A 21,728-nucleotide genomic window follows, 5' to 3' on the forward strand; every position below is an offset into this window, starting at 1 on the left:
GTCTGGATAGATGCCCGCGAGCGCACCGACGCCCACCGCAAGACATCCTGGGGCAAGGCGATCTACAAGCGGCGGAAGGAGACGGTCGAGCGCTCCTTTGCCGATGCCAAGCAACTCCACGGTCACCGATACGCCCGCTTCCGAAGTCTCGTGTGCGTCAGATGCCAGTGCCTGCTGGCTGCCGCCGCCCAGAACATCAAGAAGATCGCAATGGCCCTCACAAAGGCGCCAAAGCCAAGCATGGCCTGAGCAGATCAGGCCGTTTCAACAAAATCGAAACGCCACCTTCTCAAAAGCATCAATCCGCAAACACAAAACCCGCCGAAAATATCGACGGGTTTGTCAGCGGTCTGAGGGCCGCGCTCTCAGGCGCGGCCTTTTTCGTTATGAGCTGTGCAGGCGCCGCTCAGGACTTGAGGAGCCATTCGTGCTCCACGGCATTGTGGAATTTCCAGATGCGCTTCGGGCCGGCCATGACGTTGAGGTAGTAGAGATCATAGCCGTGGCAGGCGGCGCAAGGATGATAACCCTTCGGCACCAGCGTCACGTCGCCATCCTCCAGCACCATGACTTCGTCCAGCGAGCGATCGTCGGTATAGACGCGCTGGAAGCCGAAGCCTTGCGGCGGGTTGAGGCGGTGGTAGTAGGTCTCCTCCAGGAAGCTCTCGTTCGGGAGATCGTCCTGATCGTGCTTATGGGGAGGATAGGACGAGGTATGTCCGCCCGGCGTGATCACTTCCACGACCAGCAGCGAATGCGCCGCGCCATCGTCTTCCGGCATGATATTGTTGACGTGGCGGACATTCGTGCCCTTGCCACGTGTCAGGGCCGGATGGGTGCCCGGCGGAATGGCGCGCGCCTCATAGGAGCCACCGCCCGGTGCCGAGCAGACGGCGAGTTCCAGATCGGTGTCCGCAGTCACCGACCAGCTTGAACCGGCGGGAATATAGAGCGCATGCGGTGCGCCCTCGAAGGGGCTCATGCGGCCGCCGAGCAAGCCGAAATCCTTAGTACCCGCCTTGGCGCGTCCCTTGCCGCTGACCCATACGAGGCAGACCTCGCGGTCGCCGGTTTCAGCCGAAGCCGTTTCGCCCGGCTTCAGGCGATGGAGGTCGAAGCCGACATAGGTCCAGCCGGCGCTTTCGGGCGTGACATGGGTGACGCGGCCATGGGAGCCGTCAGGTTTGACCTTGAGATTTGGCATGGGTTTTTCCTCCATTGCTTGGAAAAACACCCCTCGCCATCCTTCGATCGGGTGAGGGGCGCTCATCTCTAGCTATCCCTTGGGAAAGCCTTCGGTTTCCACCGTGTAACCCGCTGCCGTCATGACGCGCATCAGCTCGGCATGACCGATCTCGGCCATCTTCTGCGGCGGAGCCTTGCGCGGATCCTGTTCGGCCTCGACCACGAACCAGCCCTCATAGCCGTAATCGGCGAAGCGCTTGACGATGGCGCCGAAATCGAGCGAGCCGTCGCCCGGCACCGTGAACGCGCCGAGCGCTACGGCATCGAGGAAGGACTGCCGGCTGCGATCCAGGCCATCGACGACGGACTTGCGGATATCCTTGACGTGGACGTGATTGATGCGGGCGTGGTGGTTGTCGATGGCGCGCAGCACATCGCCGCCGGCAAAGGCGAGATGACCGGCATCGAGCAGCAGCGGAATGCCTTCGCCGGAATTGAGCATGAAGGCGGCGAGTTCCGGCTCGGTTTCGACGACGGCTGCCATATGATGATGGTAGGAGAGCGGCATGCCCTGCGCGGCGCACCATTCGCCAAACTCGGTGACGCGACGGGCATATGCCTTCATCTCGTCATCCGAGAGGCGCGGCTTGGTAGCGAGCGGCTTGGAGCGGTCGCCCTGGATGGAGCGGCCGACTTCGCCATAGACGATGCAGGGCGCATTAACCGCCTTGAACAGCTCGATCATCGGCGCGATACGGTCCTTGTTTGCCGCCAGCTCCTCATTGACGAGCGTGCCCGAGAACCAGCCGCCGCAAAGCGTCACGTCGGCGGCGCGCAGGATCGGCAGCATTTCATCGGGATTGCTGGGGAAGCGCCGGCCTTGTTCCATACCTGTGAAGCCGGCACCACGCGACTGGCGCAGGCATTCTTCGAGCGATACGTCGTCGCTCAGCTCCGGAAGATCGTCGTTCCACCAGGCGATGGGCGACATGCCGAGTTTGGCCTTCATCAATAGTCTCCTTGAAAATGGTGTTGGAGGAGCGTCTCAGCTCCTCCAGAAAAGTGTCGGAAATCGATCAGCCGATGCGCTGGGAGGCGCGGGCTTTCTCATAGGCGGCGCGGGCCTTGTTGACCTCGGCGCGCGGGCTGACCTCGGGAACGGCGACATCCCACCAATGGCCGCCTTCGTCCGTGGTGATCAGCGGATCCGTGTCGATGACGATGACCGAGCTGCGGTCGTTCTTTTTCGAAGCTTCGATGGCCTGCTCCAGCTCGGTGATGGAGGAAACCTTCACGGCAATCGCGCCCATGCTTTCGGCATGTGCCCGGAAGTCGATCTCCGGCATCACTTCGAAGCGCGAGTCCTTCAGCAGATTGTTGAAGTTTGCGCCGCCGGTCGCCATCTGCAGGCGGTTGATGCAGCCGTAGCCGCGATTGTCGAGCAGAACGACGGTGATCTTCAGGCCGAGCATGACCGAGGTCGCCAGTTCGGAATTCAGCATCATGTAGGAGCCATCGCCGACCATGACGACGACTTCCTTTTCCGGATGGGCCATCTTCGCGCCGAGCCCGCCGGCTATCTCGTAACCCATGCAGGAGAAGCCGTATTCCATGTGGTAGCTGCCGGGCACTGTCGCCGGCCAGAGCTTGTGCAGCTCACCCGGCAGGCCGCCGGCGGCGCAAAGCACGATGGTCTTCTCGCCGCCGATCGTGCGAGTGACCGCACCGATCACCTGGGCGTCGGAGGGCAGGGCGGCATTGGTGGCCGCCATCGCCTTGGCGGCGGCTTCCATCCAGATCTTCTTTTCCCGCGTTGCCTTCTCGGCAAGTGCTGCCGGAGCTTTCCAGCCGGCAAGGCCAGAACCCAGTGCCTTCAGACCTTCGCGCGCATCCGTCACCAGTGGGTGACTGTCGTGCTTCAACGCGTCGTAGGCCGCGATGTTGAGGCCGATCATGGCCATCTTCTCGTTCTTGAACAGCGCCCAGGAGCCGGTGGTGAAGTCTTGGCAGCGCGTGCCGACCGCGATCACCAGATCGGTATCCTCGGCAATGGCATTGGCCGCAGACGTGCCCGTCACGCCGACCGAGCCGAGCGCTAAGGGATGCGTCTCGTCGATGGCCGACTTGCCTGCCTGGGTGACGACGACGGGAATGTCATGTGCTTCGGCAAACGCAGCCAGCTCCTTCGTCGCTTGCGAATAGAGCACGCCGCCGCCGGCGAGAATGACTGGTTTTTCCGATTTGCGGATCAGCGCGATGGCATTGGCAAGCTCGTCCGCATCCGGCTGTGGGCGGCGCTGGGTCCAGACATGCTCCTCAAAGAAGCTCTCCGGATAGTCGAAGGCTTCGGCTTGCACATCCTGGCACAGCGAGAGCGTCACCGGGCCGCAATCGAGCGGATCGGTCAGTACCTGCATGGCGCGCTTTAGCGCCGTCATGATCTGCTCCGGGCGGGTGATACGGTCGAAATAGCGGGAGACGGGGCGGAAGGCGTCGTTGGCGGAAACGGTGCCGTCGCCGAAATCCTCGATCTGCTGCAGCACCGGATCGGGCGCGCGGCTGGCGAAGACGTCGCCGGGAAGGAAGAGAACGGGGATGCGGTTGACGTGGGCGACGCCGGCCGCCGTCACCATGTTAAGGGCGCCGGGGCCGATCGACGTCGTGCAGGCCATGAAGCGCTGACGGAAGCTCGCCTTGGCATAGGCGATGGCGGCATGGGCCATGCCCTGTTCATTGTGGGCGCGGAAGGTCGGAAGCTCCTCGCGCACCTGATAGAGCGCCTCGCCGATGCCGGCGACGTTGCCGTGACCGAAGATCGCCCAGACGCCGCCGAAGATCGGCTGCTTCTGCCCGTCGATGATGGTCATCTGCTTCTTGAGGAAATGCGCGACGGCCTGTGCCATCGTCAATCGGATCGTCTTGCCCATCGGGCGCCTCCCAAATGCCGTATCTCTTTGTTTCAAGCAATTCCGGACGCAAAACCGCTATGCACTTTTGCCGGAATTGCTCCAGAATTTCACAGGCCGCGGGTTTTGAGCCACGCTGCCGTCAATTGCCGGAAGCGGCCGGCCATGTCGGCAATCGCTTCCTCGTCGTTCATGGCGCCTGACAACCAGGCACGGGCCGCATCGGAGAAGATGGTCCGCCCGACGGCGAAACCCTTCACCGAAGGCGCTGCCAGCGTCGCCTCGAAGCTGCGGATCAGTTCCTCAGCCGGCGCCTCCAGGCCGAGCAGCACGATACCGCGGCACAATGGATCATTTTTGGCGATCACGGCATCGATTTTTTTCCAGGCAGTCGTCGATTCCTGCGGCTCCAGCTTCCACCAGTCCGGTTTGATGCCGAGCGCGTAGAGTTCTTCCATCGCTGTCGGGATCGTGTCGTCGGTCAGCGGCCCGTTCTTGCTGGCAATGATCTCGACCAGAAGCTCGCGGCCAACCTTGCGGGCGGCTTCGAACAGCGTCCGCAACTTCTCCTGCTGCTCCGCCTTCAATTCCTTCGGATCGTCCGGATGGTAGAAGCACAGGCATTTGATACAGTGGTTAAGCGGCCATTCGACGAGCTGCGAGCCGATGTCCTGGCTGAACTCGAATTTCAGCGGCTTCGATCCCGGCAGTTCGACCGGGCGTCCGATCCAGGAGAAGTCCTTGGTGGCCGCATCGAAAAAGGCGTCGCGTCCGAAACGCTCGTCGATCAGCATGCCGTAGCCGGGCCGGCCGTCGGCCACCCGTGCTGCCGCCTCGACGGCAAGCCGCTTGAAGGCGACGATCTTCTCGTGGCCGATGCCCAGTTCGTCGGCGACGCTGACGAGCTGCGAGCGATGATCGATGGCAAGCGCCATCAGCAAAGGGATCTCGTCGCCGCGGCGGGTCGTCGCCCAATGAATATGGTTGATCGCTTCGTCCTTGCGCAGCGCCCGGTGCTTGCTGCCCGTCTTCAGGAAGAAATCGAGCTCGGCCCAGGTCGGATATTCCGGCGAGCAGAGGAGGCGCGAGACGGCAAAGGCGCCGCAGGCATTGGCCCAGGTGGCGCAGGTCTTCAAGGGCTCGCCGCGCAGATAGCCGCGCAGGAATCCGGACATGAAGGCGTCGCCCGCGCCGAGAACGTTGAATACCTCGATCGGGAAACCCTGGCCGACGATGCCGGCTTCCAGATCGTCCGAGATCGGGCCTTCATAGACGATGCAGCCCATGGCGCCGCGCTTCAGCACGATGACTGCCGATGAGAGACGGCGGATTTCCTTCAAGGCGCCGAGCACGTCGTCGGCACCGGAGGCGATCATGATCTCTTCTTCCGTCCCGACGATCAGGTCGCAATCCGGCAGTGTCTCCTTCATCTTGGCGGACACGCGGTCCGACTTCACATAGCGCTCGAAGCCTTCGGCATGACCGGCAAGGCCCCAGAGGTTCGGTCGATAATCGATGTCGAAGATCACCTTGCGGCCGTTCGCCTTGGCGATGCGGATCGCCTTGCGCTGTGCCGCTTCGGTATTGGGCTTGGAAAAATGCGTGCCGGACACCAGAACGGCGCCGGAGGACTTGATGAAGTTCTCGTCGATGTCGTCTTCGTTGAGTGCCATGTCGGCGCAGTCGGACCGATAGAAGATCATCGGCGAGACGCCCTCGGCCTCGACCGCCAAGAGCACCAGCGCCGTCAGGCGTTCCTTGTCCGTGGCGATCCCGTCGACGGCAACACCCTCGCGTGCCGCCTGTTCGCGAATGAAGCGGCCCATCTGCTCGTCGCCGACGCGGGTGATGAGGCCGGATTTGAGGCCAAGCCGGGCGGTGCCGATGGCGATATTGGCCGGGCAGCCGCCGACCGATTTGGCGAAAGAGGCGATGTCCTCGAGCTTCGAGCCGATCTGCTGGCCGTAAAGATCGACGGAGGACCTGCCGATGGTGATCACATCGAGTTTCGCCTCCGGCTGAGCGCCAGGATTGTCGTGTGCCATGATGTCCTCCCGTCCGTGCCTGATCCTCCGGCTTTTCAGCTTGCGCCGAGATCACGCGTCATTAAAGGTGCCGGTATTCGTTTCGTCCCGGTTGCGGTGGATCGGCGCTCATTTCTCGCACCCCGATCTCAGCTATAGTGAAACATTGGTTCCGAGATTTTGTCAATTCGGAATATTTATTCCATTTTCGTTTTATCTGCTTTTGCCGCACCTTTTCTTCGCCGCTCGGCAATGGCAACGGGGAAGGCCATGACGAGCGCCATCGATGCCGACATGGAGCGGAAGCCGGCAAAATCGGTCTCTGCGACCTCGAACCAATGGGTCGCACAGGCGGTGAGCGGCGAGAAGGCCGAATCGGTAATGGCAATGACCGGCACATTGCGCGAGGCGAGATCCTGCGCCTGTGCTAGGCTCTCGGCGGCATAGGGAGAAAAGCTCGCAGCGATCGCAGCATCCTTCTCCGTGGCGAAGCGGGCGATCTCGCTATCGATGCCATTCGGCGAGGCGACGATCTGATGGCGTATGTTCAGCTTGGAAAAGGCGTAAGCCATATGGGCGGTGAGCGGATAGGAGCGGCGCTTGGCAATAAGATAGATGGTCTCGGCGGCGGCAAGCACGTCGACCGCCTTGGCGAAAGTCTCCGTCTCGATGGTCGCGGCCAGCTTGTTGACCGACTGGCTTGCGGCAGACAGGAAGCCGGAGAGAATGCTGGCCTCCTCATTCTCGATGCCGGAGCGTTCCAGCGTCACCAACCGCTCTTCATAGCTGAGCGTCCGGTCGCGCAGCCTCTCGCGGAAGATGCTTTGCAGATCGGAAAAGCCTTCATAGCCGAGGTGGTGGGCAAGACGTACCAGCGTTGAAGGCTGGACTTCGGCGGCGGCCGCGATGCTCGCCGTAGTGCCGAAGGCAATTTCATCGGGATTGCCAAGCGCGAAGGCGGCAACCTGCGCCAGTCGCTTCGGCATGGCATTCTTGCGCTCTATGATGTTGCTGCGCAAGCTTTCGAAGTCGCGCGGCACCCTTGTCTGCGTGTCGATACTGTTATCCATGCCTGCCTTCCGCCATTCATGCCCATGATGGAATAAGTATTCCATATTTGCAAAGATAGCGGATTTCGATTTAATCGGCACGAATATTTTTAAGCTAATGATTTTAAACGTGTAATTTAGATGTCCGTCGAAGTCTCATGTCGGCGGCACGAAATGTGCGCTTGCCAAAACGGTCTAAACATTCCAAAAATGAACCAGCTTCGAGAGGAAGCGGAGGAGGACAGGCAAATGAAACCGTTGGGCGTTGGACTGATCGGTACGGGCTACATGGGCAAATGCCACGCGCTCGCGTGGAATGCGGTCAAGACCGTGTTCGGCGATGTGGCGCGACCTCGTCTCGTCCATCTGGCCGAAGCGAATGCCGATCTGGCGAAGACGCGGGGCGATGAGTTCGGCTTCGAGAAGGCGACGGCCGACTGGCGCGATCTCATTGCGGATCCCGATGTCGACGTCGTTTCCGTCACGACACCCAACCAGTTCCACCCGGAAATGGCGATCGCGGCCCTTGAGGCTGGCAAGCACGTCTGGTGTGAAAAGCCCATGGCGCCGGTTTATGATGATGCCGAACGCATGCTGGCGGCGGCCAAGGTTTCCGGCAAGATCGCCATTCTCGGCTACAATTATATCCAGAACCCTGTGATGCGGCACATCAAGTCGCTAATCGAAGAGGGCGCGATCGGTACGGTCAATCATGTCCGCGTCGAGATGGATGAGGATTTCATGGCCGATCCGAACGGCTTGTTCTACTGGAAGAGCGAGCTTGCCTCCGGCTACGGCGCTTTGGACGATTTTGCCGTGCATCCGCTCTCGCTGCTCTGGTTTCTCTTCGGCCATGTGGAGGCCGTCATCACCGATATGGTAAAGCCCTATGCCGAGCGGCCATTGAAGGACGGCGGCAGCCGTGCCGTCGAAAACCACGATCTGGCCAACGTGCTGATGCGGCTTGGCGGCGGCCTTTCCGCCGTGCTCATGGCCAACCGGTCGGCCTGGGGACGCAAGGGACGGATCGCCCTGCAGATCTTCGGCTCAAAGGGCTCGATCTCCTACGATCAGGAGCGCATGAACGAATTCGAGCTTTATCAGGCCGCGGGCAGGGATACGGAACAGGGGTTCCGCAAGATTCTCGCCGCTCCTGCTCATAAACCCTATGACCGCTTCATCCCCGCGCCGGGCCATGGCCTCGGCTTCAACGATCTGAAGATCATCGAGTGCCGCGAGCTGATCCGCGCCATCTCCGGGGAGGCTGCGTCAGTCGTGGCTTTCAATGATGGCCTGCGTATCGAGAAATCGGTGCACGCCATGGCGCAATCCTTCCACGAGCGGCGATGGATCGAAATCGCCTAGATCATTGCGGCCAGGCGCACCCCCGCCCGGCATCGCAGAAATGCGGCCGGAGAAAAACGTGGTGGCCTAACTTTCTCCCGATCCGGGGCGCAGGGTCAGTCATGATTGACGCTTGCCGGCGCAAGCGCTACCCCTGAAGCCGAAGCGCATCCTCCCGCATTCGCGCGGATTGGATCGCCATAATAACAATGGAGTACGGATCGTGACGGGCAGGTTGGTCATTGTCGGGGCCGGGCAGGCGGGTTTTGCTCTTGCCGCCAAGTTGCGGATGCTTGGTGATTCGAGGCCGATTACCATTGTGGGCGCAGAAGAGAGTCTCCCATACCAGCGGCCGCCATTGACCAAAAAATATCTCCTTGGCGAGATGAGCTTCGATCGCCTGCTGTTCCGCCCGGAACATTGGTATGCCGACAACAATGTCGAGATTCGCCTGTCCACCTGGGTCGAGCAGATCGACCGCGCTGCAAAGCAGATCGTCATGCAGGATGGCTCGAGGCTGGATTATGAGACGCTGGCGCTTGCCACCGGCTCCACGCCGCGCCGGCTTCCGCCATCCGTCGGTGGCGCGCTCGAAGGCGTCTATGTTGCTCGTGACAAGCGCGATGCGGATCTGCTTGCGGGCGAGATGCGCCCCGGACGCCGGGTCCTCATCATCGGAGGCGGATATATCGGGCTGGAAGCTGCAGCCGTCGCTCGCCATCGCGGCCTCGAGGTCACCCTGATTGAAATGGGCGACCGAATCCTGCAACGGGTCGCGGCCAAGGAAACGGCCGATATCTTCAGGTCGATCCACCAGAAACATGATGTTGTCATTCGCGAGAAGACCGGGCTGAAGCAGCTCGTCGGCAGGAATGGTCATGTCGCCGCCGCGGAGCTTTCCGACGGGACCACTATAGATATAGACTTCGTTGTCGTCGGTATCGGCGTCGCCCCGAACGACAGGCTCGCCAAGGAAGCAGGCCTGGAGGTCGGCAATGGGATTGTCGTCGATTCGTTCGCCCGCACCTCCGATCCGTCGATCTTCGCTATGGGCGACTGCGTCGAATTGCCATGGGACGGCACGCGGATCCGGCTCGAATCAGTTCAGAACGCGGTCGACCAGGCGGATGCTGCTGCCGAGATCATTGCCGGCGGCGATAAGGCCTACGATCCGAAACCTTGGTTCTGGTCGGATCAGTATGACGTCAAGCTGCAGATTGCCGGCTTCAATCTTGGCTATGACGAGACGCTGCTGCGTCCCGGCGCGCGTGAGGGCGCTGCCTCTGTCTGGTATTTCAAGCAGGGCCGCTTCATTGCCGTCGATGCCGTAAACGATGCAAAGGCCTATGTTACCGGCAAGAAGCTGCTGGAAAGCGGCGTCAATCCGTCCAAAGCGATTCTTTCCGACCCGGCTGCTGACCTCAAGCAACTATTGGCCTGACGCGCCACATTCGACAGCCGGCTATCGCCGAATCTCGGAAAGAACGTGGGTGGAGGCGAAAAAGCGCTTGCGTCGATAAATGAATGGCCCTATCAGGGCCGCACCGGAGAGGTGGCCGAGTGGTCGAAGGCGCTCCCCTGCTAAGGGAGTATACCAGAAATGGTATCGTGGGTTCGAATCCCATCTTCTCCGCCATGATGACCTCGCCCATACCCGAAGACATCTCTCTCAGGCTGGGTGCCGAATGGTCGACCTGGCGATCACCTCACCTTCCGATTGCCGTCTTCTCTCTTTTCAAATTGCCCCCTTTCGGTCGCGTATCGGCTCAAGCAGCATCAGCCTGTGGGTTAGCGACGCTCAGGAAATGACGGGCCGTTTCGGCGACCCCCACATCGATTGGCGTCACGTCCAGCGAAAAGCGGGCCGTAAACTTCGTCGCATCGATTTGGTAGGGGCGGTCGAAGAGGAAGCGTATGTCATGCACCTCGCGCAGGATCGGCACCGCCATCCGTAACACCGGCTGAAGGATAGCCGGGATCGTCTGGATGCGCGGCGTCCGGCCCATCGCCGCCGCCGCAATGATCACGATCTCCCTGAGCGTTCGCGTCTTGGCGCAGGGCATGTGCCATACCTGGCCCCAGGCATCCTCGGGTGCATCGAGCAGTTGCTGTGCCGCGCGGGCAGCATCGGGAAGATAGGCGACGTCGTGCGGATGATCGATCGGCATCGCGAATTGCACCGCCTTGCCGGCTGCCAGCCGGCCGAACAGCGACTCGCCCAGATGACTGTTCGTCACGCCAGGCCCATAGAAATCGCTGACGCGCAGGGCGCTCATGCGGACGCGCCCCTGGTTTGACGCCTCCTGCCACATCTCGCTGATCGCCCGCCGCACGGCCGGCTTGCCGCCCCAGGGCGTGAAGGGCGTGCTTTCGCGGATCGGCCCCTCCTGCGGGCCATACATATATAAGTTGTCGAAGAACAGGGTCGGTGCGCCGGTCGCCTCGGCGGCTGCTAGGAAATTCGCCATCGCCTGCGGCCAGCATCTTTCCCAGACCGTGGTGTCATAGGTAAAGCCGGTGGCGATGACGATCCGCGCCGCGCCAGCCGCGGCGTTCACGACAGCAGCACGGTCGAGCACGTCGCAGCGGATGAACTCCATGCCGGCAGGAAGATCGTCCGGGCGCGAACGCTGCGCGATAAGAACCGCGCGTCCCGCCGCCGCGAGCCTTTCCGCAATGGCCCGGCCTGCCGCACCGTAGCCGAAGATCACGTCCTGTCTGTCCATCATGCGCCCTTCCGATCCTATCACTTCCGGCAGGATAGCACTGGACTGAACCATGCACACAATGCATTGTTGCCATAATGAGTATATCAAACAAGCATCTTTCCGGAATAGATCTCGATCTCCTGCCGGTACTCGATGCGCTGCTGCTGCGGCGCAATGTCACCCATGCCGGACGCGACGTGGGGTTGAGCCAGCCCGCGATGAGCCGTGCCCTCAACCGGCTGCGATCACTGTTCGGCGATCCGCTCCTAGTGCGCCAGGCGGGTGGCTTCACACTGACGCCAAAGGCTGAGCGGCTGGCGCCGCAGGTCGCGGCCGCGCTCGCGCAGTTGGGCGCGTTGTTCCGTGATGCGCCGTTCGATCCGGCGATAGAGCAGCGCACGGTGCGGATCGCTGCCGCCGACGCCCAGACGCTGCTGCTGATGCCGGAAGTGATGCGCAGGGTGTCGCATGATGCGCCGGGCTTCCGCGTCGCAGTGGAGAGCTACGGCCCCGAGACGGTCCGCCACATACAGCAGGGGCGAATCGATTTTGCCTTTGCTTTGGCATCTTCGCCCTTACCGCCGGGCGCAGAGAGCATGGTGCTGGGTGTCGACCGGCTGATGCTCGTGACGCGCCGCGGCCATCCCTTGGCTGCCGGGCCGGTATCGGCGGAAGACTATGCCCGCTTCTCCCATGCCGCCATCACCATCTTTGGCGATGGCCAGTCGGAGATCGATGCGGCGCTGGCGGCGCGTGGGCTGTCGCGGACGATCGCTCTGGCGACGCCGCATTTTGCCGTCGCACTCGCGGTGGTGGCGGCGACGGACTACGTCACCACGCTATCGGAAGCGCTGAGCCGCCGCTTCGGCGACATGTTCGGGCTTGCGATGAGGCCATCGCCACTAATTCCAGAACCGTTTTCCGTTACGCTGGTTTGGGACCGCCTACGCTCCGCCGATCCGGCTCTCGTCTGGTTCCGCGAACTGATGCGTGACGTCGCATCAACGGTTTATCGATAGGCACGCCCGCTGCCGAATCGCAGCCGATGGGAATCATTTGGGTATGTGCATCGTTTCGGGACGACCAGCGGACTGAGGCGGTGGCCGTTCGTCATTGGTCGAAGGCTCGACTAATGTCGCAATGGGCCTGCGGAGCGTCGCAAAACCCCTCAAATTGCCATGTGATGGCCATCCGAGCGCCCATTTCAATTCTTTGCCAATATTTGGGCGGCCCCTATAACCCCCCGCAGATTAAGGATTTTCTTAACAAAGTCTAAACCTTTATTGCCGCCGGTTGGCCGTTTTGTGTCCTTTCGGCAACAGGGCTCAGGGAAGGCTTACGCAAATCACCCTTTCCGGCAAGATGTCGATTGCGTGACAGAGCGCGTCTTGTATTTTCACTCTCGGAAGCGAGGGCGATTGATCGTCCACTTCTTGAAACACGAAGATGGGACAGGGAATACCTTCGGGTAGTTTTCATTTTCGCTTAAAACTTTGACTGGAGGTCAATATGAACATCAAGAGCCTTCTTCTCGGCTCCGCTGCTGCCCTCGCAGCAGTATCCGGTGCTCACGCAGCAGACGCCATCGTTGCTGCCGAGCCGGAGCCGCTTGAGTACGTCCGCATCTGCGACGCCTACGGCGCTGGCTACTTCTTCATCCCAGGCACCGAAACCTGCCTCAAGATCGGTGGTAAGGTTCGTACTGAAGGTGAATGGTACGACGCCTACAACCCGAACACTCACTTCGGCACCAAGTGGCACACCCGCGCTGAGCTGCAGCTGCAGACGGCTTCGGACACCGAATACGGCCCGCTGAAGACCAACACTGAAATTCGTTGGGACTGGCAGGAAGGTAACGCAACGGGTACCAACCTGCTGCACGCCAGCATCAGCCTCGGCGGCTTCACCGTCGGTAAGGAAGACTCGCAGTTCAACGTCTTCACCGGTTATGCCGGCGACGTCATCAACGACGACGTGGTCTATGACGGCCCGTACGAGCTGAACCAGATCACCTACAACTACGATGCCGGCAACGGCTTCACGGCTGTGGTCTCGGTCGAAGACAGCAACTCTGGCACGGGTGCTACCGGCGCCAACGGCGAAGACAGCCACAACCACTACGCTCCTGACGCTGTTGCCGGTGTTGGCTACAAGGTTGGCAACTTCGGCTTCAAGGTCGTCGGCGGTTACGACTCGATCGTCGAAGAAGGCGCTATCAAGGCTCGTGTAGACGCTGACTTCGGCGCATTCTCGGCCTTCTTGATGGGCGGCTGGAACACCGACGGCAGCAAGCTGAACAAGTACGCTGGTTCGAACGGCGGCGGCGCTGCTGCTCCGATCGGCTGGGGTGACTGGGCTCTGTGGGGCGGCGCTAGCGTTCCGATCAACGAAAAGCTGAAGTGGAACGTTCAGCTCGCCTACACCGACTCCAAGATTTTCGCCGCTACGACGAACGTCAAGTGGAACCCGGTTAAGAACCTGCTCATCGAGCCGGAAGTTTCTTACACCAACTGGGACTCCATCAATCAGGACCAGTGGGCTGGTATCCTCCGCTTCCAGCGTTCGTTCTAATCTGATTTGACTTCGGTCATCTGAGATTTCTCACTTCGGTGAGGAGAAGCCCGGTCGAAAGGCCGGGCTTTTTGCGTTGCCTGTCGCAGCATTTCTTTCCGATATTGGAAAGATCAGGCCGACTGTTTTGGCGCGGCACACTTTTCCCGCGGGTTGAATGCTTTCCCATGTAATTTTAAGCAGAATTTGATTTGGACGCGTCGGTAATGTGACGATTTTGCGACGTGATCTTTGTGCAACGCGTTCTTTGAAACGCGCGTCATAAATGCCGATAGTTTGTATCTGATATTGCTCTGAAAAAAACGATCTGTAGGGTCCAAATCGGAAGCAAGGCTTATTGTCTTGGTTCTCCCAGATCAGGGGTCAACTTTGAAAAAACTTAGGTGGGGGTGGGGCACGTCGATTTTCTCGGCGTGATTTCTCGTACCTAATTGATATTAAAACTGGAGTTACTATGAACATCAAGAGCCTTCTTCTCGGCTCCGCTGCTGCGCTGGCAGCAGTATCCGGTGCTCACGCAGCCGACGCTATCGTTGCTGCCGAGCCGGAGCCGCTGGAATACGTTCGCATCTGCGACGCATACGGTGCAGGCTACTTCTTCATTCCGGGCACCGAAACCTGCCTCAAGGTCGGCGGTATGGTTCGTACCGAAGGCAAGTGGTACGATGCCTACAACCCGAATAGCCACAACGGCACTCTCTGGCATACCCGCGCTCAGCTGAGCCTCGACACTGCATCGGACACGGAATACGGTCCGCTGAAGACCAACACAGTTATCCGTTGGGATTGGCAGGAAGGCAACAGCACTGCCACCAAGCTGCTCTGGGCTAACATCAGCCTCGGTGGCTTCCTCGTCGGTAAGGCTGACTCGCAGTACAACGTCTTCACCGGTTATGCTGGCGACGTCATCAACGACGACGTGGTCTATGACGGCCCGTACGAACTCAACCAGATCAGCTACAACTACGACGCCGGCAACGGCTTCACGGCTGTGGTCTCGGTCGAAGACAGCAACTCCGGTGCTGATACCTCTTCCTACGGCGGCGCTTGGGTTCAGGCGAAGACTAACCAGTACGCTCCGAACGCCGTTGCCGGTATCGGCTACAAGGTTGGCAACTTCGGCTTCAAGGTCGTCGGCGGTTACGACTCGATCGTCGAAGAAGGCGCCATCAAGGCTCGCGTCGATGCCGACTTCGGCGTCTTCAAGGCCTTCTTGATGGGCGGCTGGAACACCGACGGCGGCAAGCTGAACCAGTATGCCGGTTCGAACCTGAACGCATCTGCTTGCCCGGTTGGCCGTGGCGATCTCTGCGGCTGGGGCGACTGGGCAGTTTGGGGCGGCGTCAGCGTTCCGATCAACGAGAAGCTGAAGTGGAACGTCCAGCTCGCCTACACCGACAGCAAGATCTTCGAAGCAACCACGAACGTCAAGTGGAACCCGGTTAAGAACCTGCTCGTCGAGCCGGAAGTTACCTACACCAACTTCGATTCTGTGAACCAGGATCAGTGGGCTGGTATCCTCCGCTTCCAGCGCAGCTTCTAATTCGGTCCGCCGAATCGACATCGACAAATTTTCTGATCTGACCTCCGATCAGAAAAGGACAGGCCCGGTTTTCCCAACCGGGCCTTTTCATTGCGTGCTGTCCCCAGAAACGATCGGGGCTGTTGTCAAACCGCCGATAGAAAGCTCCGGATTGCCTCCGGAACATCGCCGAGATGCAGGATAGGGGCGTGGCCCTGGCCGGCCACCGTCTTGATGATTGTGCCCTGATGACGGCGTGCCATTTCTTCGGTGACGACTGTGCTCAGCAGCCTGGAGTTCCCGCCGCGAATCACCATCAAGGGAATGCCGTTGAATCCCTCGAATTGCGGCCACAGATCCGCAAGAGGGGCCTCGAGGTCAAGCGATTGCAGCTGTTCAGCGATGGCCAAGTCGTAATCAGCCACGGGTTTGCCATCGGTGAAGGCATAGATCGCGTCAGCCATGTCCTGCCAGTCGTCATCGCTGAGAACAGTAAAGGCGGCCCCGTGATTCTCGCGCAGGATTGCAACGGCATCGTCTCGGTCGATGGGCTTCCTGTCACGATTGAGGTAGTCGCGAATATCAGCCAGACCGGGTTTCTCAAGCGCAGGACCAATATCATTGAGAATGGCTGCTTTCAGGATGTCCGGACGACTGGCTGCGAGCAGATGCATCACGAGACCGCCGCGTGACGTGCCGATGAAGACTGCTTGCGGGATAGCGAGGGCGGCACAGACGGTCAGGACGTCCTGCGCTTCGACGGCAAGATTGTAGTGGGATTTGTCAGCATCGCGTTCGGATTGGCCGCGTCCGCGGGCATCGAGCGTGATCACCCTGTAGGGAGCGGTCGGATGCTGCGCCAAAAGCAGCGCCAATTGGTGGAAGTCCCGCGAATTGCGGGTCAGGCCCGGCAGGCAGATGACGGGCGGCCGCGCCCGCGTTGCCGATGCATCGCCCATATAGTCTCGAACATAGAGCTTCAGGCCATCCTGGGTGGATATCGTTCGAGCAAGGAAGCCGCTTTCATCGTCGCTGCGCATGCATCATGCCTCGTGCTTGGGATATGACGAGGGATGTAACGCGATTTCGACGGCTTTCACAACCGCGCCCTTGCGGGCCATTTAGCCGCGCCCGTTGACAAGGTCCTGCACAATGTCGGTCTTCTGCCCGAGCCGTGCTTTGTAAACCTGATAGTTTTCCATGACGCGCTGAACATAGTTGCGTGTCTCGGGGAAGGGAATGCGCTCGATCCAGTCAATCACGTCGTCAAGCGACTTGCCGCGCGGGTCCCCATAGCGGCTGATCCATTCCGGCACTTTGTTCGGCCCGGCATTGTAGGCGATGAAGGTGAGGATGTAGGAGCCGCCAAAGGTGTCGATCTGTTCGCCGAGATAGTGGGCGCCGAGCGTCGCGTTGTAGCCGGCATCCTGCGTCAGTTTGTCGGCGGAATAGGCTATGCCATGCCGGCCTGCGACCGCCTTGGCCGTCTTCGGCAGCAATTGCAGCAGGCCGCGTGCATTGGCCGAGGAGATCGCCGCCGGGTTGAAGGCGCTTTCCTGCCGGGCAATGGCATAGGCAAGCGCTTTGCCGGAGCCGGAGATATTCGCATTCTGCGGAATGACGCCAATCGGGAAGGCCAAGGCCGCCACGTCGATGCCGCGTCCATAGGCGATCTTTCCGATCTGCAGCGAGAGCTGATGGTTGCCGGAGCGCTCGGCTTGGGCCGTCAGCAAGGCGATCTCGCCCGGGCTCGCCAGCTGTTTCGCCAGCGCGCGATAGAGCGCCTCAGCACGCCAGCCATGTCCCGCCGCTTCGAGCCGCGAGATGGCCTGCACCGCTTCGCGCCCCTGGAAGCCCTGGCGATCGGCAGGCGCGGGCGCGGGGTAGGTGACATTCAGCGTGCGGCGGCCAAGCTTTTCGGCGGCAAGCTGGCCGTAGAACGTGCTCGGATAGGAGGCCGCCTTGGCATAGAAATCGGCTGCCTTGCCGGGGCCGCCAGCCTCGGCGGCGCGACCCAGCCAGTACCAGCCGCGTGATTGCGAGATCGGCCCGTTCGATACCTGCAGGATCTTGCGGAAATGGGTCGCTGCGCCCAGGCCGTCCTGCAGGCCGCGCAGAGCGTACCACCCTGCATGGAACTCGGCTTCACCGACGTCTTGCGGACTTTCCGCGACGCTGGCGTCGACGATGCGATAGGCGTCCTTGAAATCGCCCTGGTCCACCAGTCCACGGCTGACGATGCGCTGCTCGTTCCACCATTGGTCGGGATTGACGAGCACGCTGCGATCGCGCGGCATCTGAGCCAGCAGATTGGCGGCATCGTCATATTTGTTCTGGCGGCGCAGGTTTTCGATCCGCATGAAGAGATAGGCGGGATCCTTGCGCCATTGGGCGTCAATGCCGGCAATCAGCCCGTCGGCTTTGCTTGAGTGTTCGTTGACCGCAGCCCAGGCTTTGTAGAGCGACTGTGCTTTCCCGAGATCGCCGAAGCGCTTCGCCTGGGCGGTGCGGTCGCGGTAAAGCAGATAGTCCATCCGCGCCTTATGATCGGCCGGTGACAATAGTCCGGAGAATTCTGCGAGGATCTTGTCCTCGAAAGGCTTGTCCAGCGTTTCATTGCGCCAGATCTTGCGGATCAATTTTGCAGCCTGCGCCGACGAGCCGCGTGCCATGAGGGCGCGCGACAGGATCACCGAGCCTTCCACGGTTTCGGGCTGCGTGCTGCCGAAGGCGGCAAGGATTTGATCAGTCGATGGATTTTCGGCGTAGAGCGCCCGTTCCGAGTTTGCCCTCAGGCTGCCGAGGCCCGGCCAGCCCACCAATTCGCGCGCAGCTGAGGCAATCTCCCCGGAAGGAGTGCCCGGTTGGCCGGAGGTGGCAATCGCCCAGGTCAGAATATGGCGATCGAGCGTGCCTTGGCTCATGCCGTTGCGGATGGCCAGCGCCTGCATCGGGTTTTTATTGGAAAGTGCGTCGAGGCCGGCCTTCAGGTCGCCATTGATCGGGGCGATGGGGCCGCCGCGCGGTATGGAGGCGGTGCTCATTGGATCCGGCATTGTCATCGCAACGTCGGAGCGATTGCCGGTCAATGTCTGCTGACCGGAAATCTGAGACGCAAAAGCGCTCCATGCGACCGCCAAGCCTACGGCGGTCCAGATCATCGCGGGTCTTTTCATCCGGCTACTCACAAAACAATCAGGCCCCTTCCATTTGCCCAATGGTATATTAACGAAACCTTACCGGCGGCGCGAATTTCAATCAATTATGATATCGGAAACTGCCCCAAACCAATCAAAGCGCGCTTGTCCCCAACAAGCCGGCACTCTATGGTGCGCAGATTCATAACCATGGATTGCGGCTTAAGCATGAAGGCAGCGCCGCTAGGAGACTTGTATGTTCCAGGGGTCCATTCCCGCACTCGTTACACCCTTTACTGACGCCGGCAAGTTTGATGAGGCTTCCTTCGCCTCCCATGTCGAGTGGCAGATAAAAGAGGGTAGCCGCGGCTTGGTGCCCGTGGGCACGACGGGCGAATCGCCGACTTTGTCGCATGATGAGCACAAGCGCGTCGTCGAGCTTTGCATCGAAGTGGCGAACAAGCGTGTTCCCGTCATGGCCGGCGCAGGCTCGAACAACACGCGCGAGGCGATCGAGCTTGCTCAGCATGCCGAGAAGGTCGGTGCCAATGCGGTTCTCGTCGTCACGCCCTATTACAACAAGCCGACGCAGAAGGGCCTGTACGCACATTTCGCCGCCGTCGCGGAAGCGGTGAAGCTGCCGATCTATATCTACAATATTCCTGGCCGCTCGGTCGTCGACATGACGCCGGAAACGATGGGCGCACTCGTCAAGGCCTATGGCAACATCGTTGGCGTGAAGGACGCGACTGGCAAGATCGAGCGCGTCTCCGAGCAGCGCATCGCCTGTGGCACCGATTTTCGCCAGCTTTCCGGCGAGGACGCAACGGCGCTCGGCTTCAACGCCCATGGCGGCGTCGGCTGCATTTCCGTGACGGCCAATATCGCGCCGCGCCTTTGCGCCGAATTTCAGGCGGCGACGCTTGCCGGCGATTATGCCAAGGCCCTCGAGTATCAGGATCGTCTGATGCCGCTGCACAAGGCGATCTTTATGGAGCCTGGCGTTTGTGGCGCCAAATACGGCCTTTCGCGCCTCGGCCGCATGAGCCGTAACGTCCGCTCGCCGCTGCTGCCGACATTGGAGCCTGCGACGGAAGCTGCGATCGACGCGGCCATGCGCCATGCGGGCCTTCTGAACTGACGGCAACGCGCGCAAGACCGAAGCTCTGTCAGGCCGCTCTCTTCACAAAGGGGGCGGCCTCGCTTATCTAGGGTGCAGGAACTTGGCGCGCCGATGGCTGCAGCCTGAATGATGTAAGAAAAGAAGAAGAATCATGGCCCCCAAAGGCAGCCAGCGCGTAGTGAAGAAGATCGTGGCGGAGAACCGCAAGGCACGCTTCAACTACGAGATCATCGATACCTATGAGGCCGGTCTCGTGCTGAAGGGCACCGAGGTCAAGTCCCTGCGCGAGGGCAAGGCCAATATTGCGGAATCCTACGCTTCCGATGAAGACGGCGAGATTTGGCTCATCAATTCCTATTTGCCTGAATACCTGCAGGCGAACCGCTTTAATCACGAGCCGCGCCGTCGCCGCAAATTGCTGCTTTCCGGCCGTGAAATCGGCCGCTTGCGCTCTGCCATCAATCGCGAGGGCATGACGCTGGTGCCGTTGAAGATCTATTTCAATGATAACGGTCGCGCGAAGCTGGAACTGGCTCTGGCCAAGGGTAAGAAGCTGCACGACAAGCGCGAAACCGAAAAGGAACGCGATTGGAACCGGCAGAAGAGCCGCCTGTTGAAGGACAATGGCTAAGCCTGACGCGGAGTTGATCGAGCGCGCACTGCCGATCCGCGTTTAGCCAAGAACCACCGGGGTGGGGACAAAGCTAAGGCTCAAGCGCGATAGCGCAGGAGTTCGAACGCCAGAGGTCAGGAATTCCCCAGCTTTATTGCTCGGCATCTGCTTCTGCATGAGTAACCTCTGCGGCGCGGTGCGGGCGCTCGGAGGGTTCGCGTCCGATTTCCGCCTTCAGCGAGACGAGGTCGATGAAGTGATCTGCCTGACGACGTAGATCGTCGGCGATCATGGGCGGCTGGGTCGCCATGGTCGAAATGACCGAAACCTTGCGGCCGCGACGCTGCAGAGCCTCTACCAGCGTCGTGAAATCGCCGTCACCGGAGAAGATCACCAGATGATCGACGGTTTCGGATTGTTCCATGGCGTCGATCGCCAGTTCGATATCCATGTTGCCCTTGATCTTGCGGCGCCCCATGGAGTCGGTGAATTCCTTCGCCGGCTTGGTAACGACCTTGTAGCCGTTGTAATCGAGCCAATCGATCAGCGGACGGATGGAGGAATATTCCTGATCCTCGATAAGGGCAGTGTAGTAATAGGCGCGCAGCAGGTATCCACGTTTCTGAAACGCCTTCAGGAGCTTGCGGTAGTCGATATCGAAGCCGAGGCTCTTGGATGCAGCGTAGAGATTGGCGCCGTCTATAAAAAGTGCGATTTTCTCGCGTGGGTCAAACATCGCTTACATATCCACTGTTACAAAAACGTAATCTTTTTATTCAAAGGTAAGCTAAAACAAGGCCTTGTACAGCGTCCGAGAATAATTCGAATTACTTTATGAATTATTCATATAATCGAGATTTAGGGCACGCCACGCGATATTCCAAGCAATCTTAGGTGGAATGCACCATTTGTCTAGGAGAATTTTAGCACTTTATGGGATGGTGCGAAGGGGCTCAAACAGGAAAAACTTGAATTTGCCATCGTTTGCTTGTATCGGCGTGCTACTCCGAGACATGATGAAGACATCACGACCGCAAAGGACAGGCAATGGCCCGTGTCACAGTTGAAGATTGCATTGATAAAGTAGAGAACCGGTTCGAGCTCGTGCTGCTTGCCAGCCATCGCGCTCGCCTGATTTCGCAGGGCTCCTCGATCACGATCGACCGCGACAACGACAAGAACCCGGTCGTTGCCCTGCGCGAAATCGCCGACGAGACGCTGTCGCCTGATGACCTCAAGGAAGACCTGATCCACTCGCTGCAGAAGCACGTCGAAGTGGATGAGCCCGAGCCCGATCCGGCAAACCTGCTGGCAACCGGTGGTGCTTCCGCTTCTAGCGAAGAGGAAGAAGACGCCCCGGAAGCCGTGACTTTCGACCAGATGTCGGAAGAAGAACTGCTGGCCGGCATCGAAGGCCTTGTTCCGCCGGAAAAAAGCGACGATTACTGATCGTCGATCTTGATGCTCCGGGCAGGAGCGATATGATGAGGGGATGCGTGCGCCGGTCATATGACTGGCGCGCTTTTGTTTTTGCGGGAGTAGCCTT

18 protein-coding genes and 1 tRNA gene are annotated in these 21,728 nt (G+C 60.2%); 10 read left to right on the forward strand and 9 right to left on the reverse strand.

Annotated features, from left to right (window positions below; all coding sequences use genetic code 11):
* Positions 1–249: transposase (locus GA0061102_RS17360; protein WP_208858659.1), on the forward strand; the 249-nt coding region annotated here is incomplete at its 5' end.
* Positions 250–406: 157 nt separating this feature from the next.
* On the opposite strand, the gene iolB is transcribed toward GA0061102_RS17360, so the two are convergent.
* The 5 genes from iolB to GA0061102_RS17385 form a co-directional block, all read right to left on the reverse strand.
* On the reverse strand, positions 407–1,204 hold the full coding sequence (iolB, locus tag GA0061102_RS17365) for a 5-deoxy-glucuronate isomerase (RefSeq protein WP_092851375.1): 798 nt from the start codon (positions 1,202–1,204) through the stop codon (positions 407–409).
* Between the two features lie 72 nt (positions 1,205–1,276).
* Positions 1,277–2,194, reverse strand: a complete 918-nt coding sequence (iolE, locus tag GA0061102_RS17370; protein WP_092851377.1) for a myo-inosose-2 dehydratase — start codon at positions 2,192–2,194, stop codon at positions 1,277–1,279.
* A gap of 67 nt (positions 2,195–2,261) precedes the next feature.
* Positions 2,262–4,112 (reverse strand): 3D-(3,5/4)-trihydroxycyclohexane-1,2-dione acylhydrolase (decyclizing), encoded by a 1,851-nt coding sequence (gene iolD, locus GA0061102_RS17375; RefSeq protein ID WP_092851379.1) that lies wholly within the window; start codon positions 4,110–4,112, stop codon positions 2,262–2,264.
* Positions 4,113–4,201: 89 nt separating this feature from the next.
* Positions 4,202–6,136: a bifunctional 5-dehydro-2-deoxygluconokinase/5-dehydro-2-deoxyphosphogluconate aldolase gene (locus GA0061102_RS17380; protein ID WP_092851381.1), complete on the reverse strand. Its 1,935-nt coding sequence runs from the start codon at positions 6,134–6,136 to the stop codon at positions 4,202–4,204.
* 176 nt (positions 6,137–6,312) lie between these two features.
* Entirely contained in the window at positions 6,313–7,185 is an 873-nt protein-coding gene (locus GA0061102_RS17385) for a MurR/RpiR family transcriptional regulator (protein ID WP_092851383.1), read from the reverse strand.
* A 228-nt stretch (positions 7,186–7,413) separates the two neighbouring features.
* On the opposite strand from GA0061102_RS17385, the gene GA0061102_RS17390 reads away from it, so the two are divergent.
* From GA0061102_RS17390 to GA0061102_RS17400, 3 genes are all read left to right on the forward strand, one after another.
* Positions 7,414–8,529, forward strand: a complete 1,116-nt coding sequence (locus GA0061102_RS17390; protein ID WP_092851384.1) for a Gfo/Idh/MocA family protein — start codon at positions 7,414–7,416, stop codon at positions 8,527–8,529.
* A gap of 202 nt (positions 8,530–8,731) precedes the next feature.
* On the forward strand, positions 8,732–9,949 hold the full coding sequence (locus tag GA0061102_RS17395; RefSeq protein ID WP_092851631.1) for an NAD(P)/FAD-dependent oxidoreductase: 1,218 nt from the start codon (positions 8,732–8,734) through the stop codon (positions 9,947–9,949).
* Positions 9,950–10,054: 105 nt separating this feature from the next.
* A tRNA-Ser gene (locus GA0061102_RS17400) sits at positions 10,055–10,144 on the forward strand.
* A 130-nt stretch (positions 10,145–10,274) separates the two neighbouring features.
* On the opposite strand, the gene GA0061102_RS17405 is transcribed toward GA0061102_RS17400, so the two are convergent.
* Positions 10,275–11,237, reverse strand: coding sequence for an NAD-dependent epimerase/dehydratase family protein (locus GA0061102_RS17405; protein WP_245298040.1), 963 nt, complete (start codon positions 11,235–11,237; stop codon positions 10,275–10,277).
* 74 nt (positions 11,238–11,311) lie between these two features.
* On the opposite strand from GA0061102_RS17405, the gene GA0061102_RS17410 reads away from it, so the two are divergent.
* From GA0061102_RS17410 to GA0061102_RS17420, 3 genes are all read left to right on the forward strand, one after another.
* On the forward strand, positions 11,312–12,235 hold the full coding sequence (locus GA0061102_RS17410; RefSeq protein ID WP_092851386.1) for a LysR family transcriptional regulator: 924 nt from the start codon (positions 11,312–11,314) through the stop codon (positions 12,233–12,235).
* Positions 12,236–12,725: 490 nt separating this feature from the next.
* On the forward strand, positions 12,726–13,787 hold the full coding sequence (locus tag GA0061102_RS17415) for a porin (RefSeq protein WP_092851391.1): 1,062 nt from the start codon (positions 12,726–12,728) through the stop codon (positions 13,785–13,787).
* Positions 13,788–14,241: 454 nt separating this feature from the next.
* Positions 14,242–15,330 carry a porin gene (locus tag GA0061102_RS17420; RefSeq protein WP_092851396.1) on the forward strand — a complete coding sequence of 363 codons (1,089 nt, stop codon included), beginning with the start codon at positions 14,242–14,244 and terminating at the stop codon, positions 15,328–15,330.
* A gap of 125 nt (positions 15,331–15,455) precedes the next feature.
* Here GA0061102_RS17420 and GA0061102_RS17425 read toward each other — a convergent pair whose 3' ends face one another.
* Both GA0061102_RS17425 and GA0061102_RS17430 read right to left on the reverse strand, forming a co-directional pair.
* Positions 15,456–16,349, reverse strand: a complete 894-nt coding sequence (locus tag GA0061102_RS17425) for an alpha/beta fold hydrolase (protein ID WP_092851399.1) — start codon at positions 16,347–16,349, stop codon at positions 15,456–15,458.
* Between the two features lie 81 nt (positions 16,350–16,430).
* Entirely contained in the window at positions 16,431–18,371 is a 1,941-nt protein-coding gene (locus tag GA0061102_RS17430) for a lytic transglycosylase domain-containing protein (protein ID WP_425348540.1), read from the reverse strand.
* 331 nt (positions 18,372–18,702) lie between these two features.
* Between GA0061102_RS17430 and dapA the strand changes: the two genes are divergently transcribed.
* Entirely contained in the window at positions 18,703–19,587 is an 885-nt protein-coding gene (gene dapA, locus GA0061102_RS17435; RefSeq protein WP_092851407.1) for a 4-hydroxy-tetrahydrodipicolinate synthase, read from the forward strand.
* Positions 19,588–19,720: 133 nt separating this feature from the next.
* Positions 19,721–20,200, forward strand: a complete 480-nt coding sequence (gene smpB / locus GA0061102_RS17440; RefSeq protein ID WP_092851412.1) for an SsrA-binding protein SmpB — start codon at positions 19,721–19,723, stop codon at positions 20,198–20,200.
* Positions 20,201–20,333: 133 nt separating this feature from the next.
* On the opposite strand, the gene GA0061102_RS17445 is transcribed toward smpB, so the two are convergent.
* Positions 20,334–20,918 (reverse strand): LabA-like NYN domain-containing protein, encoded by a 585-nt coding sequence (locus tag GA0061102_RS17445; protein WP_092851418.1) that lies wholly within the window; start codon positions 20,916–20,918, stop codon positions 20,334–20,336.
* Positions 20,919–21,229: 311 nt separating this feature from the next.
* Here GA0061102_RS17445 and rpoZ point away from each other — a divergent pair, with 311 nt between their 5' ends.
* Complete coding sequence (gene rpoZ / locus GA0061102_RS17450; protein ID WP_092851424.1) at positions 21,230–21,631, forward strand: DNA-directed RNA polymerase subunit omega; 402 nt, start codon at positions 21,230–21,232, stop codon at positions 21,629–21,631.
* The last annotated feature ends 97 nt before the right edge of the window (positions 21,632–21,728 follow it).

It is taken from the genome of Martinezella miluonensis, from assembly GCF_900094545.1.
Classification (GTDB): domain Bacteria; phylum Pseudomonadota; class Alphaproteobacteria; order Rhizobiales; family Rhizobiaceae; genus Rhizobium; species Rhizobium miluonense.

What these genes read in the sequence shown, in the direction of transcription:
- iolB (WP_092851375.1), bottom strand. Translation starts at nt 1,204, where the DNA reads ATGCCAAATCTCAAGGTCAAACCTGACGGCTCCCATGGCCGCGTCACC.
- iolE (WP_092851377.1), bottom strand. Translation starts at nt 2,194, where the DNA reads ATGAAGGCCAAACTCGGCATGTCGCCCATCGCCTGGTGGAACGACGAT.
- iolD (WP_092851379.1), bottom strand. Translation starts at nt 4,112, where the DNA reads ATGGGCAAGACGATCCGATTGACGATGGCACAGGCCGTCGCGCATTTC.
- GA0061102_RS17380 (WP_092851381.1), bottom strand. Translation starts at nt 6,136, where the DNA reads ATGGCACACGACAATCCTGGCGCTCAGCCGGAGGCGAAACTCGATGTG.
- GA0061102_RS17385 (WP_092851383.1), bottom strand. Translation starts at nt 7,185, where the DNA reads ATGGATAACAGTATCGACACGCAGACAAGGGTGCCGCGCGACTTCGAA.
- GA0061102_RS17390 (WP_092851384.1), top strand. Translation starts at nt 7,414, where the DNA reads ATGAAACCGTTGGGCGTTGGACTGATCGGTACGGGCTACATGGGCAAA.
- GA0061102_RS17405 (WP_245298040.1), bottom strand. Translation starts at nt 11,237, where the DNA reads ATGATGGACAGACAGGACGTGATCTTCGGCTACGGTGCGGCAGGCCGG.
- GA0061102_RS17410 (WP_092851386.1), top strand. Translation starts at nt 11,312, where the DNA reads ATGAGTATATCAAACAAGCATCTTTCCGGAATAGATCTCGATCTCCTG.
- GA0061102_RS17415 (WP_092851391.1), top strand. Translation starts at nt 12,726, where the DNA reads ATGAACATCAAGAGCCTTCTTCTCGGCTCCGCTGCTGCCCTCGCAGCA.
- GA0061102_RS17420 (WP_092851396.1), top strand. Translation starts at nt 14,242, where the DNA reads ATGAACATCAAGAGCCTTCTTCTCGGCTCCGCTGCTGCGCTGGCAGCA.
- GA0061102_RS17425 (WP_092851399.1), bottom strand. Translation starts at nt 16,349, where the DNA reads ATGCGCAGCGACGATGAAAGCGGCTTCCTTGCTCGAACGATATCCACC.
- GA0061102_RS17430 (WP_425348540.1), bottom strand. Translation starts at nt 18,371, where the DNA reads ATGACAATGCCGGATCCAATGAGCACCGCCTCCATACCGCGCGGCGGC.
- dapA (WP_092851407.1), top strand. Translation starts at nt 18,703, where the DNA reads ATGTTCCAGGGGTCCATTCCCGCACTCGTTACACCCTTTACTGACGCC.
- smpB (WP_092851412.1), top strand. Translation starts at nt 19,721, where the DNA reads ATGGCCCCCAAAGGCAGCCAGCGCGTAGTGAAGAAGATCGTGGCGGAG.
- GA0061102_RS17445 (WP_092851418.1), bottom strand. Translation starts at nt 20,918, where the DNA reads ATGTTTGACCCACGCGAGAAAATCGCACTTTTTATAGACGGCGCCAAT.
- rpoZ (WP_092851424.1), top strand. Translation starts at nt 21,230, where the DNA reads ATGGCCCGTGTCACAGTTGAAGATTGCATTGATAAAGTAGAGAACCGG.